We start from the raw sequence: 12317 nt of genomic DNA on the forward strand, positions 1-12317 counted from the left end.
TCAGAGTCTAACCGCGAGGTCCGCCCGGGGCAGCGCCGGGGAGGCCAGCCCGAGGGGCCGCTGACCGCCTGCCCCTGCGCATCAGCGCCACGCCCCAGAGCAGCACGACGGCCACACCCGGTCCTCCCGCGGAAGCGCCGCAGCCGGTGCCCTTCCCGTCCGCCACGAGCTTCAAGCCCGGGTCCTCCGGGATGCGGCACTGCGTGGGAGGCAGGCCGCGCGGATAGGCCGAGCAGAAGCCGGACGCGGAGCCCGCGTCGATGACTCGCTTGGACGTCTCGCCCTGGGAGGCGGTGGCCTCCATGGTGGAGCCCGCGGAGTAGACGTGGTCCAGCCCGACGACGTGGCCAATCTCATGCGTCATCGTGTTCTGCACGTCCGTGGCGACGCAGTCGGTGGACGGTGGGCCCGAGCACGGCGGCCCATTCACGGTGGTGAAGAGGAAGCTGGGACCGTAGTCGGTCTCCGCCGCGTTGAGCTCGATGTCCGAGTCCACCACCGAGCCGTCCTTGAAGCTGAACGACGAAGTGGTGAGCCCGATGGTGGCGCCCCCGTGCGCCCAGCACTGGTAGACGTTGCCGCACGTCTCCTCCGCCCAGCACGCATCGTCCGGCGGGGCGACGTCCTGGCAGTTGCGCTCGCGGAAGGTGACGACGTTGTAGTTGTCGAAGCGGTGCTCCTCGTCGTAGCCGATCTCGACGGGGCGCGACCAATCCTCGCCCCGGATGAAACGGAAGTCGCTGCACGTCGAGGACAGCGCCCGCCACGCGTCGAAGGCCGCCTCGATGGCGACGACCTCCGTGTCCCCGGGCGTGCGCGTGCTGCCGGCCGCGTCCAGGTGGTAGACGTAGTCACGCCCCGGCCAGACCAGACACAACGGCCGGCCCGGCACGAGCGTGCGCTTGAAGTCCTGCTGCGCGCCCGCCGCTCCCGCGCACAGAAGCACTCCCAGGAGCAGCAGGCGACAACTCACCGTCCACCCCGCCGGCGGCGCGCCAGCAGCGAGGCCGCGGCCAGCAGCGGCAGCACCGCCAGTCCGCCAGCCGCCGCGGTGCAGCCATCGCCGTCCCCGTCGCCATCTCCACTCCCGTTGCCGTTGGAGTTGGTCACCGGGAAGCAGGGCTGGCTCGCGCTGCCCTTGGGGTACGCGGCGCACACGAAGCTGCGCGAACCGGGGTCGATGTTGCGCTTGGACGTCTCGCCCGGAGGGGCGCTGGGGTTCATCGTGGAGCCCGTCGCCAGCGTGTGGTCCAGGCCCACGAAGTGGCCCACCTCATGGGTGGCCGTGTTCTGCACGTCCGTGTCCACGCAGTCCGGCGTGGCCACGATGCCGCACGGCCCGGCGTTGCCGGTGGTGAAGTTGAAGCGCGCGGCGTTGAAGGAGATGTCCGAGTCGTAGACGATGCCCGTGCGCTCGTCGTACGTGGTGAGCGTGATGGCGATGGTGCCGTCGCTGTCATCCCAGCAGTCGTACGTGTTCGCGCACGTGTCCTGGGTGAAGCAGGCGTCGTTGGAGTCCACGACCTCGCGACAGGCGCGGCCCCGGAAGAGGATGAGGTTGATGTTGTCGCCGGAGCGGTTGTAGCCCACCGTCCGGGAGTTCACGCGCGCACCCTCCGCCAGCGTCAGGTTGCCGCAGCTGGCGAAGATGTCCTGCCAGCTCTGGAACGAGCGGGTGATGGCGTCGAACTCCGTGTGGTTCGTCGCCTTCGGGTTGCCCACGGTGCTCTGCTGATAGGTGACGCGAGTCTGCGTCCAATACAGGCACTGCGTGTTCTCATCCCCGGGGGACACGCGGCTGCGCACGTACGGCGCGGAGCTCTGTCCCATCACCGCCGCCAGCACCACCCACGACGCGAGCGCGCCCATCACTTCGCCCCCTTCTTCGAGGGCGCCGCCTGCTGCGCCTGGACCGCCGCGCGCACGGACGCCTTCAGCTCCTCCAGCGTCACCGTCTTCGCGTTGGACGCCGTCTCCTGGCGCGTCTTCGGATCAATCAACACCGCGTCCCCGGTGGACGCCGGCACCGCCATCGTGCCCGGGCCGGTGCGCTGCACCTGGTATTTGCCCTGCGCCATGCCCGCCAGCTGGAACGCGGCCGCGCCGCGCTTCTCCAGGAAGACGACGACCTCCTCGCCCTCGGAGAAGGACGCCAGGCCACCCACCACCTGGCCAATGTCCCCCACCCGGCCTCCCGGCTGGGTGACGACCACCGTGCCGCCGGGCTGCCCCTTGAGGGCCTCCGTCACTTGAATCTCCACGTCGGTGACGATGCGGCGCTTGTCCCCGCTCCAGCGGCTCTGCACGCGGCGGACGACGCCCTGCACCACCGTGTCCGACGTCTGCGCCATCTGCGGCAGGTCCGCCCGCAGCATCGTGGTGGCCCCCACCGGCAGCCCTCCGAGCAGGGTGGCCAGCACCACCGTGCGAACCGCGTGTCGAATCGGCATGGATAGTCTCCTTGGCCGCGCAGCCTAACCCCAAGCGGGCGGCTTGCGTTGACCCTCGTGCACCCGTCCTGCTATCGCGCGCCTGCCCATGGCTCCGTCAAAACCCCGCGTCCGCTTCGCTCCGTCACCTACTGGATACCTCCACATCGGAGGCGCCCGTACCGCGCTCTTCAACTACCTCTACGCGAAGCGCTACGGCGGAACCTTCATCCTGCGCATGGAAGATACGGACCAGGAGCGCTCCACGCCCGAGTCCGTCAAGGCCATCCTGGATGGCCTCAACTGGCTGGGACTGGACTGGGATGAGGGCCCCGGCAAGGAGGACCCGAAGTACGGTCCCTATTTCCAGACCCAGCGCCTGGACACGTACCGCAAGCACGCGGACCAGCTCCTCGCGGAAGGGAAGGCCTTCCGGTGCTACTGCACCCGCGAGGAGATCTCCCAGCGCCGCGAGGCGGTGGAGAAGGCGAAGGGTCAGGGCAGCTACCGCTACGAGGGCACCTGCCACGACCTGAAGGGCCCGCCCCCCGGCAAGAAGCAGGAGGACGCCGTCCTCCGCTTCCGCATGCCCGCGGGCGAGGGCACCGTGTCCTTCGACGACAAGGTGCTGGGCACCATCACCAAGGCGCACTCGGACCTGGATGACTGGGTGATGATGCGCGCGGACGGCATCCCGCTCTACAACTACGGCTGCGTCATCGACGACCACCTGATGGACATCACCCTGGTGTCGCGCGGCCAGGAGCACGTCAACTCCACCTTCCCGCAGTTGATGCTCTACAAGGCGCTGGGCTGGACGCCGCCGGACTTCGCGCACCTGCCGCTCATCCTGGGGCCGGACCGCGAGAAGCTCTCCAAGCGCAAGCATCCGGAAGCGGACGTGATGCTGCACAAGCGCACGGGCATCATGCAGGAGGCCCTGCTCAACTTCGTCATCCGCCTGGGCTGGAGCCACGGCAACGACGAGGTCATCACCCGCGAGCAGATGGTGGAGTGGTTCGACTTCGACGGCGTGGGCAGCACCTCCGGCGTGTGGAACCCGGAGAAGCTCCAGTGGCTCAACCAGCAGTGGTTCAAGCTGCTGCCCCCGGCCGTGGTCGCGGAGCGGCTGGTCCCCTTCCTGGAGGCCCGCGGCTTCCAGGCGAAGGGCGACGCGCGCCTGGAGCCGCTGGTGCTCGCGCTGCGCGAGCGCTCGCGCACCCTGGACGAGATGGCGAACACCGCGTCCATCTACTTCAAGAGCGGAGTCACCCTGGATGAGAAGGCCGCCGCCAAGCACCTGAGCGGGGACTCGCTCAATCTGCTGCGCCAGGCCCGGGAGCAGCTGGCCGCCCTGCCCGCCTGGACGGTGGAGCCGCTGGACGGCGTGGTGAAGACGGTGAGCGAGGCGGCCCAGGTGGGCATGGGCAAGGTGGCCCAGCCCATCCGCGTGGCCATCACCGGCAACACCACCAGCCCCGGCATCGGTGAGACGCTGCTGCTCGTGGGGCGCGACGAAGCCCTGCGGCGCATCGACGCGGCGCTGACTCGCGGGACGTGAGATTGACGGTGGACGCGGGCATCGCCGGGCCCTATCTTGGCCGGCGATGACGCGACCGCTTGACAGCCTGCGACCCCATTTCTATAAGGCGCGCCCGCTCGGGGCGGTGCTGCTGGCCCTCTGGGCAACGGCTTCCGGCGCCGAGCTGGTGAACGGCGCACAGATTCCGGATGGTGCCCAGAAGGTGGGCGAGAACAGGTACCGGGCTTCGCGAGACTTCGAAGCGACGCTCGACTACTACAAGAACGTCTACCCGACCTCGAGCTACCCGAGGCGGTCGATCGTCAACCAGCCGGGCGTCAAGGCCGTGCACATCTCCAACCCCTCGGGGAAGAACTTCGAGGGGCTGAACATTTACGAAGCGAACGAAGAGGTTCGCATCTATGTCGTCCCGCTGCAGGGGGCGGCGAAGCCGGCGAAGAAGACTGAAGGCAAGCCGGTCAGGAAAACGAAGTAGTTGAAGTCAGCAGCAGAAGTCGGTAGTAGAAGCGCCCGCAACAAGCAGCACCGCAGCAGCAGCCCCTTGGGGAATCGTCTAACGGCAGGACAGCAGACTCTGACTCTGCTTATCTAGGTTCGAATCCTAGTTCCCCAGCTGAAAATCTCCGGTTGACTGGTCAGAACGGAGAATGTAGGAAGCAGCAGCAGAAACACAGTGGTTGTAGGGAAGCAAGCCGGCCCTGTCGTCTAGCGGTTAGGACGGAGCCCTCTCACGGCTCAAACTCGGGTTCGAATCCCGGCAGGGTCACTCAGAGACGCCCACCTTCGGAAACGAAGGTGGGCGTCTCGCTTTGCGGGCTACCGCACTCCGCCCTGTCCTTCCGGACAGACCTCGGGCAGTGCCGCGTCCAGGCCCCTGGACGCGGCCCGGTGGCCCCGAGGCTCGGGCGCCGCTCCTCTTCAGTTCGGGGTCGCGATGCTCTGGCGGAAGGTGTCCAACGCGGCGGTGAGCCGCTGCTGGGCGCGCTGGATGCCCCGGCGCATCAGCAGCATCCGCACCTTCTCTGGCAGGACGCGGGTGGCGTTGGACTGGCCGTAGCCCACCAGGTCCATGCGCAGGGTGATGGCCTCCAGCAGGTCGCTCAGGTCCGCGTCCGCGCCAGCCAGGAGCACCACGTCCGGCGAGCGCCCCTGAAGCCGCTCCGCCAGCGTGTGCCACTGCGGATCCCCGGTCTCCACCACCACCACGTCCGCGCTCTCCAGCTGGGGCGAGTACGGCGGCAGCTCCACCACCTCGAAGGACGCGTCGCGCAGCACCTTCACGGCCTCGGCGCTGCCCACCACCGCGACGTTGCCGGTGTGGCCCAGGCGCACTGCCTGCTCGTAGTTGCGCAGCTCCGTCTCCAGCGCCTCATGCGCGGGCTCCGGAGCATCCCGCCCGGCGTCCAGCAGCGCGGCGGCCTGCCGGGCCATCTCCCGGGCACCGTCACGCGTGCGCACGCGCTCCGAGCGGCGCTCCAACGCTGCGCGCACCTTGGCGCGCAGCACGCGCAAATCATCGAAGGGCTTCACGATGTAGTCGCTGGCACCGGCGGCGAACGCGGCGATGACGGACTCGGAGCTGGCGTAGGCGGTGATCATCACCGCCTCCAGCGCGGGCTGCATCCGCCGCGCCTCCGCGATGAGCTCCACCCCACCCATGCCGGGCAGGTTCTTGTCCGTCACCAGCACGTCGAAGCGCTGGTCCTTCAAGAGGACGAGCGCCTCCTCCGCGCTGCCCACGGGGGAGACGATGAGGTCCGCCTCCCGCCCCAACAGGCGCACGCAGATATCCAGCACCACTGGCTCGTCATCCACCAGCAGCACCTTCGAGGCGAGCGTCCCCCGCCCTTCCCCTTCACCTTCACCGGTCTCGAACGGGAGATCCATGAATTGGGAGGATCGCACAGCTCTCGTCCAACTTCGAGGGTGGGAAACAGTCGCGACCACTATGCTCTCCCGGTGAGCTTCGAAGACGCGCTGCGGGAGAACCGGGTGCCGCCGCGGCTGGGCGACGTCCGGCTTTTCTACGACGGGGGCCGCCTGGTGGGGGAATCCCTACCGCCAGCCTGGACGCTGCGGCTCTTGCCCACGCTCCTCGTGGCCCTGGCCGCCGTGTGCACGGGGGTGGGGTTGCTGCTGCTCGTCCTGGACTCGGCCCGGACGCCGGGCGCCGCGGCCCTGCTACTCGTGCTGGCGGGAGCCATGGTGGGCGGCGCGCTGGTGACGGAGGCGCGGCTTCAACGGCGGCGCTTCGTGCTGCACTTCAAGACGGAGTCGCTGCGACTGGAGACGCTCGCGTGGGCCCCGGGCGCGGCGCGCACGGAGGTGTTCCCCTTCGACGACGTGCGCGCGGTGCACATCGTCCAGCCTCCGAAGGGCGGATACTCACTGGTGGTGGAGTACGGCCCGGAAACAGCGCCCAGGCGCGCACTGCTGGTGCGGGACGTACGGGCGCAGGAGAGCGACACCCTCTACCGGGTGTGGCGGCTCCTGCACAACGCCTTCGGGCTCAAGGGAGCAGGGCTCGCTTGAAGATGAGCTCGATTTCGGTGCCCTCGCCCGGCGTGGACGACAGGCGCAGCTGACCGCCGAACTGCATCACCAGCTCGCGGCAGATGGACAGGCCCAGCCCCGTGCCGATGCCCACGGGCTTCGTGGTGAACATCGGCTGGAACACCTTCTCCTGAAGCGCCACGGGGATGCCGCAGCCGTTGTCCGACACGGTCAGCACCACCTCCTCGTCGCGCGCATCCCACCGCACGTCGATGCGGCCCGGACGGCCCGTGCCCTCCATGGCCTGCGCCGCGTTGACGATGAGGTTGAGCAGCACCTGGCACAGCTTCACCGGCCCGAAGACGATGCGGAGGGGCTCCCCGTTGCTGCTGAGCCGCGCCCGGTCCCGCACCTCCGCTCGCGCCAGCTTCACCGCGAAGGAGACGACCTCCGCCACGTCCGCGGTGGCCTCCATGTCCTCGCCACGCGCCTGCGCGCGCAGGCCCAGCGCCACGCCGCGCAGGTGGCTGGCACCCTCGGACAGGTCCTTGATGAGCGACGGCAGGTCCTCGATGGTGGAGGACACCTCCGCGTCCGGATCCGTGGCCAGGTGCCGCGACACGTACTGCACCACCCGCTCCATGTCGCGCTGGAGCGACGACACGTTCTGCGTGAGGTAGCCCACCGGGCCCATCAGCTCGTGCGCGATGCCCGCCGTCACCTGTCCCAGCGTGGCCAGACGCTCGGACTTCATCATCCGGCCTTCCACTTCGCGGATGCGCAGCTCCAACCGGGCAATCTTGAGCGCGTCCTCGAGCGCCGCCAGCAGCTCCGCGCGGTCCCACGGCTTGACGAAGTAGCGCGTCACCTGGCCGCGGTTCACCGCGTCGATGACGGCCTGCATGTCCGCGTACGCCGTCACCAGCATGCGCTTGGCGTCAGGCGCGATGGTGCGAGCGCGCTCCAACAACTCCACGCCCGTCATCCCCGGCATGCGCTGGTCGGACAGCACCACGCCAATCTCCAGGCGTCGCTGCTCCAGCAGCGCCAGGGCCTCGTTGGGAGACGAGCACCGGAAGATGCGAAACCGCTGCCCGAAGTTGGCGTCGAACACCCTCAGGTTGAGGGCGTCGTCGTCCACGTACAGCACGGCGGGCAGGTCCGAGGCGTTCATGGAGCTCCTCCAGACCATGGCTTCCTCATCCGGAAGACAGGCTGGTCGCGCCGAAGATAACGCGCACGTCCGTCAGCGCGCCTGGGGGTACCTTGTACCCAGGCCGAAAGAGAACGTCGCGCGAAAGCACTCCGCCTCAGACGGAGGCGTTCCCGAGCGCGAGGGCCACCGTGTCCACCGACGGAAAACGGCCCCGCGGCAGCGTGCCCAGCAGCGACACCACGTGGGACGGCGCCTCGTTCTCCCGCGCCACCCAGACCAACTGCTCCGCGCTGAGCGGATACACCGCGCCGCGCAGCGCCTGCTGCAGCGAGTGCGCCAGGGACACCGCCGGAGTCAGGGGGGCCGGTGAAGGCTCCACCTCCCGCAGTCCAAGTCCCAGGCGCTCGCGAGTCATGTCGTCGTTCATTGAGTAAGAAGTTAAGCAGCGAACCGCGCCGCCTGCCGACCTTTTTTCGCCGTCCGAAGGGAGTCAGGCAGCCAGGCGCTCTGCCCCTCCATCCCACCGGGTGGCCACGCCAGCGTGGGCATCCCACCGTACCGCCACGGAAGTCCTACCCACACCCCTGACTTCAGGGAGGAGTGACGCACCATGGCGAACAAGAAGAACGAGGACGTGAAGCCGGTGAAGCACGTGGAAGCCACGCGTCCAGAGCCGTGGCCTGGCATCCAGGGCCGCAGCCGCGAGCACGAGGAAGACCTGGAGACGGGCACGCGCCGCGCGGAACAGGCGGACGTCACGGAGGCCCAGCGCAAGTTGGAGAAGGACGTCGAGTCGGACGAGCCGACGCGGGAGTAGTCCAGGCCATGCCCCGCCCCCGTGCGTGTCACACGGGGGCGGAGGCGGCGGACCGCTCGACCGCTAGAACAACAGCCGCGAGGGGTGCTCCAGGAGCCCCTTCAGCTCGCGGAGGTACTCCGCGCCGGTGGCCCCGTCGATGACGCGGTGGTCACCCGACAGCGTCACCGTCATCATCTTGCGCACCGCCAGCTGGCCGTCACGCACCACGGCCTTCTCCGCCACGGCGCCCACCGCGATGATGGCGGACTGGGGCGGGTTGATGACGGCGATGAACTGGTCGATGCCGTACATGCCCAGGTTGCTCACCGTGAGCGAGCCGCCCGTGTACTCGGCGGGCTTCAGCGAGCGCTTGCGGGCACGCTCCGCCATGTCGCGGGACTCGGCGGAGATGGCCTGCAGGCCCTTGAGGTCCGCGTCGCGGATGATGGGGGTGATGAGCCCATCCTCGATGGCGACGGCGATGCCCACGTCCACGGTGCCGAAGTGCAGCACCTGGTCGCCCTGGAGCGACACGTTCATCTTCGGTGAACGGCGCAGCGCGATGGCCGCCGCCTTCACGATGATGTCGTTGACGGACACCTTGAGGTCCAGTGCCTTGGCCTCCTCGCGGATCTTCACCGCGGCGTCCATCTCCACTTCCACCGTGAGGTAGAAGTGCGGCACGCCGGGCTTCACTTCCGACATGCGCTGGCCAATGACCTTGCGCATGGAGGACATGGGCACCGCCTGCGGCTCCGGACGCGTACCGAAGGCGCGAACCTCCGGCTGCGCTCCGGCCTTCTTCGCCGCCGGCGCCTGCGCGGGAGCCTTCGCCAGGCCCTGGCCCAGCGCCTGCTCCACGTCGCGCTTCACCACGCGGCCCAGCGGGCCCGTGCCGCGCACCTGGCTGATGTCCAGCCCGCGATCCTGGGCCATGCGCTTCGCCAGGGGGCTGGCGCGCAGCCGGCCGCCAGCGCCACCACCGGCTGCCGGAGCCTGGGGCTCGCGGCGCAGCGGAACGACCTGTCCTCCGGCGGGCGCGGACGGAGCCGCGGCGGCGGGGGCCTTCGGAGCCTGGGGCGCGGCCGCCGGAGCGGAGGCCCCGGCCTTGGCGCCCTTGGGCGTGAGGAACGCGATGGGCGCGCCGACCTTGGCCATGTCGCCATCGCGCACGGTGATGCGCGCGAGCGTGCCGTCGTCGTACGCCTCCACCTCGAGGTTGGACTTGTCCGTCTCCACCTCGGCGATGGCGTCCCCGGAGGAGACCTTGTCCCCCTCCTTCTTCAGCCACTTGACGATCTTCCCCTCCGTCATCGTCGGGGAGAGGGAGGGCATCAGGATGGCAATCCCCTCGCCCGCGCCGCTGGCGGCGGGAGCCGGGGCCTGCTCGGGAGGCTTCGCAGCGGCGGGAGCGGCGGCCTTGGGGGCCTCCGCCTTCTGGGGCGCCGGAGCCGAAGGCGCACCACCGGTGGCCTTCTCACCCTTGGCGCCGAGGAAGCCGATGGGCGAACCCACCGCGGCGACCTCGCCCTCGGGCACGGCGATTTGGATGAGGTAACCGTCGTCGAAGGCTTCCACCTCGAGGTTGGACTTGTCCGTCTCAACCTCGGCGATGGCGTCTCCGGAGGAGATCTTGTCTCCCACCTTCTTCAGCCATTTGACGATCTTCCCCTCCTTCATCGTCGGGGAAAGGCTGGGCATCTGGATGGGCGTCGCCATACGCGTTCAGGCTCCCTCGCGGTACAGGACCTTCTTGATGGCAGCGATGATCTTGGGCGCGTCCGGCTGGGTCGCGTTCTCCAGGTTCGCCGCATAGGACATGTTCACATCCAACCCGGTGACGCGCGCGACGGGCGCGTCCAGGTCGTCGAACGCCTGGGACTGGATGAGGTCCACCACGGACGCGCCAATACCGGCCAGCGCCCAGCCCTCCTCGCAGATGACCACGCGGTTCGTCTTGCGCACGCTCGCGAGGATGGCCTCCTCGTCCAGGGGCCGCAGGGTGCGCAGATCCAGCACCTCCACGCTGATGCCTTCCTTCGCCAGGGCCTCCGCGGCCTCCATGCAGAAGTAGTACATCCGGCTCCAGGTGATCAGCGTGACGTCCGTGCCCTCACGCTTCACGTCCGCCTTGCCCAGGGGGACGATGTGCTCGCCCTCCGGCACCTCGCCCTTGATGGCGTAGAGGCGCTCGCCCTCGAACATGACCACCGGGTTCTCGTCCCGGATGGCGCTCTTGAGCATGCCCTTGGCGTCCGCCGGGGTCGCCGGGGCAATCACCTTCAGGCCGGGGAAGTGCGCGTAGTTGGCCTCCAGCGACTGGCTGTGCTGGCTGGAGAGCCGGCCGCCCGCGCCACCCGGGCCGCGGAACACGATGGGGCAGCGCAGCTGGCCGCCGCTCATGTGGCGCAGCTTGGCCGCGTTGTTGACGATCTGGTCCATCGCCAGGATGGCGAAGTTCCAGGTCATCATCTCCACCACCGGGCGCAGACCCACCGCCGCCGCGCCCACGGAGAGACCCGTGAAGCCCAGCTCACTGATGGGCGCGTCGATGATGCGCGCGCTCCCGAACTTGTCCAGCAGGCCCTGGGACACCTTGAAAGCGCCGTTGTAGCGGCCCACTTCCTCGCCAATGAGGAACACATTGGCGTCGCGCTCCATCTCTTCGGCGAGCGCCTGGTTCAACGCTTCGCGATACATCAACTCGGGCATCGTCGGCTCCGAACTCGAATCTCGAAAGGGTAGTGGCTTGAGGGAACGTGAGCGCTAGCGGATCAGGCCCGCCTTCTTGTCCGCCTGCTCGGCCTCGGCGCGGGGCTCCAGGTCCCAGGTCACCTTCAGCTCCTGGCCCGTCGGGTAGCTCGGCCAGTTGGTGACCTTCACGCCCAGCACGCGCTCGCGCGGGCGCACGTCCTGCTCGCCCTCCTCCACGATGGTGTCGCGCCACAGCTCGTCCACACTGGGCTCGGGCGACTCGTCGGCGAACTTCACCGCCGCGTCCACCGCGCGCTTCTCCTCTTCCTCGATGGCCTCGAAGTCCGCGTCGGTGAGGTTGAAGCCCTGCTTCATCGCGAACTCGCGCAGCTTCGGGATGGGGTCGCCCTTGCGCTCTTCCTCCACCTCCTGCTTGGTGCGGTAGTTCGCCGGGTCCGCCATCGAGTGGCCGCGGAAGCGGTAGGTGTTCGCCTCCATCAGCACGGGGCCCTTGCCCGCGCGGCAGTACTCGGCGGCGTCCTTCACCGCCTCGTACATCTTGAGGACGTCCATGCCGTCCACCGCTTCACCGCGCATGCCGTACGCGGAGGCGCGCTTGTGGATCTCCGGCACCGCGGACGTACGCGCGATGGCCGTGCCCATGCCGTAGCGGTTGTTCTCGCAGATGTAGATGACCGGCAGCTTCCACTTCTGCGCCATGTTGAAGGTTTCGTGGAACGCGCCCTGGTTGGCGGCCGCGTCGCCGAAGAAGCACACCGTGACGCGGTCTTCGTTGCGATAGCGGCTGGCGAAGGCCATGCCCGCCGCGAGCGGAATCTGCCCGCCGACGATGCCGTAGCCGCCGTAGAAGTGGTGCTCGATGTCGAAGATGTGCATCGAGCCGCCCTTGCCCTTGCTGTAGCCGGAGCCCCGGCCGAACAGCTCCGCCATGACCATCCCGGCGTCGCTGCCACGCGCCAGCGGCTGGCCGTGGTCGCGGTAGGCGGACAGCATGTAGTCATCCGGGCGGATGGCCTCGTTGCAGCCCACCGCCACGGCCTCCTGGCCGATGTAGAGGTGGCAGAAGCCGGCGATCTTCCCCAGCGTGTACTGCTGGCCGGCCCGCTCCTCGAAGCGGCGCAGGAGGTACATCTTCCGGTACATCGTCAACAACAGGTTCTTCGAGTACGCGCTGGCCACCGC

General features: G+C 68.8%; 13 protein-coding genes and 2 tRNA genes. 6 read left to right on the forward strand and 9 right to left on the reverse strand.

The features are described 5' to 3' along the window. Window positions 1-7 precede the first annotated feature (7 nt). Genes D7Y15_RS04630 through D7Y15_RS04640 form a run of 3 tightly spaced genes read right to left on the reverse strand, consistent with a single transcriptional unit; the run spans window position 8 to window position 2450 of the window. A complete protein-coding gene (locus D7Y15_RS04630; RefSeq protein WP_120574956.1) occupies window positions 8-973 on the reverse strand; it encodes a myxosortase-dependent metalloprotease, MXAN_2677/MXAN_2678 family in 966 nt (321 codons plus the stop codon). Next, a complete protein-coding gene (locus D7Y15_RS04635) occupies window positions 970-1869 on the reverse strand; it encodes a myxosortase-dependent metalloprotease, MXAN_2677/MXAN_2678 family (RefSeq protein ID WP_120574955.1) in 900 nt (299 codons plus the stop codon). The genes D7Y15_RS04630 and D7Y15_RS04635 overlap by 4 nt, the downstream gene beginning before the upstream one ends. Continuing rightward, a complete protein-coding gene (locus D7Y15_RS04640) occupies window positions 1869-2450 on the reverse strand; it encodes a hypothetical protein (protein WP_121751812.1) in 582 nt (193 codons plus the stop codon). The genes D7Y15_RS04635 and D7Y15_RS04640 overlap by 1 nt, the downstream gene beginning before the upstream one ends. Before the next feature lie 88 nt (window positions 2451-2538). Here D7Y15_RS04640 and gltX point away from each other — a divergent pair, with 88 nt between their 5' ends. From gltX to D7Y15_RS04660, 4 genes are all read left to right on the forward strand, one after another. Continuing rightward, window positions 2539-3990: a glutamate--tRNA ligase gene (gltX, locus tag D7Y15_RS04645; protein ID WP_121751813.1), complete on the forward strand. Its 1452-nt coding sequence runs from the start codon at window positions 2539-2541 to the stop codon at window positions 3988-3990. A gap of 46 nt (window positions 3991-4036) precedes the next feature. Next, window positions 4037-4447 (forward strand): hypothetical protein, encoded by a 411-nt coding sequence (locus D7Y15_RS04650; RefSeq protein ID WP_120574952.1) that lies wholly within the window; start codon window positions 4037-4039, stop codon window positions 4445-4447. A 67-nt stretch (window positions 4448-4514) separates the two neighbouring features. Beyond that, window positions 4515-4585 (forward strand) — tRNA-Gln (locus D7Y15_RS04655). Window positions 4586-4666: 81 nt separating this feature from the next. Continuing rightward, window positions 4667-4738, forward strand: a tRNA-Glu gene (locus D7Y15_RS04660). A 152-nt stretch (window positions 4739-4890) separates the two neighbouring features. Here D7Y15_RS04660 and D7Y15_RS04665 read toward each other — a convergent pair. Next, window positions 4891-5859 carry a response regulator gene (locus tag D7Y15_RS04665; RefSeq protein WP_167548480.1) on the reverse strand — a complete coding sequence of 323 codons (969 nt, stop codon included), beginning with the start codon at window positions 5857-5859 and terminating at the stop codon, window positions 4891-4893. A 72-nt stretch (window positions 5860-5931) separates the two neighbouring features. On the opposite strand from D7Y15_RS04665, the gene D7Y15_RS04670 reads away from it, so the two are divergent. Continuing rightward, entirely contained in the window at window positions 5932-6504 is a 573-nt protein-coding gene (locus D7Y15_RS04670; RefSeq protein WP_233596675.1) for a hypothetical protein, read from the forward strand. Here D7Y15_RS04670 and D7Y15_RS04675 read toward each other — a convergent pair. Then, window positions 6482-7639, reverse strand: coding sequence for a sensor histidine kinase (locus D7Y15_RS04675; RefSeq protein WP_120574972.1), 1158 nt, complete (start codon window positions 7637-7639; stop codon window positions 6482-6484). The genes D7Y15_RS04670 and D7Y15_RS04675 overlap by 23 nt on opposite strands. Window positions 7640-7775: 136 nt before the next feature. Continuing rightward, window positions 7776-8036 carry a DUF2795 domain-containing protein gene (locus tag D7Y15_RS04680; protein ID WP_233596674.1) on the reverse strand — a complete coding sequence of 87 codons (261 nt, stop codon included), beginning with the start codon at window positions 8034-8036 and terminating at the stop codon, window positions 7776-7778. A gap of 195 nt (window positions 8037-8231) precedes the next feature. Between D7Y15_RS04680 and D7Y15_RS04685 the strand changes: the two genes are divergently transcribed. Then, entirely contained in the window at window positions 8232-8438 is a 207-nt protein-coding gene (locus D7Y15_RS04685) for a hypothetical protein (protein ID WP_120574948.1), read from the forward strand. Window positions 8439-8501: 63 nt separating this feature from the next. On the opposite strand, the gene D7Y15_RS04690 is transcribed toward D7Y15_RS04685, so the two are convergent. Genes D7Y15_RS04690 through pdhA form a run of 3 tightly spaced genes read right to left on the reverse strand, consistent with a single transcriptional unit; the run spans window position 8502 to window position 12314 of the window. Beyond that, window positions 8502-10139 carry a pyruvate dehydrogenase complex dihydrolipoamide acetyltransferase gene (locus tag D7Y15_RS04690; protein ID WP_121751814.1) on the reverse strand — a complete coding sequence of 546 codons (1638 nt, stop codon included), beginning with the start codon at window positions 10137-10139 and terminating at the stop codon, window positions 8502-8504. Between the two features lie 6 nt (window positions 10140-10145). Beyond that, a complete protein-coding gene (locus D7Y15_RS04695; RefSeq protein ID WP_120574946.1) occupies window positions 10146-11132 on the reverse strand; it encodes a pyruvate dehydrogenase complex E1 component subunit beta in 987 nt (328 codons plus the stop codon). A 54-nt stretch (window positions 11133-11186) separates the two neighbouring features. Next, a complete protein-coding gene (pdhA, locus tag D7Y15_RS04700; protein WP_120574945.1) occupies window positions 11187-12314 on the reverse strand; it encodes a pyruvate dehydrogenase (acetyl-transferring) E1 component subunit alpha in 1128 nt (375 codons plus the stop codon). Window positions 12315-12317 lie beyond the last annotated feature (3 nt).

Source organism: Corallococcus sp. AB030 (assembly GCF_003668965.1).
GTDB classification, from domain to species: domain Bacteria; phylum Myxococcota; class Myxococcia; order Myxococcales; family Myxococcaceae; genus Corallococcus; species Corallococcus exiguus.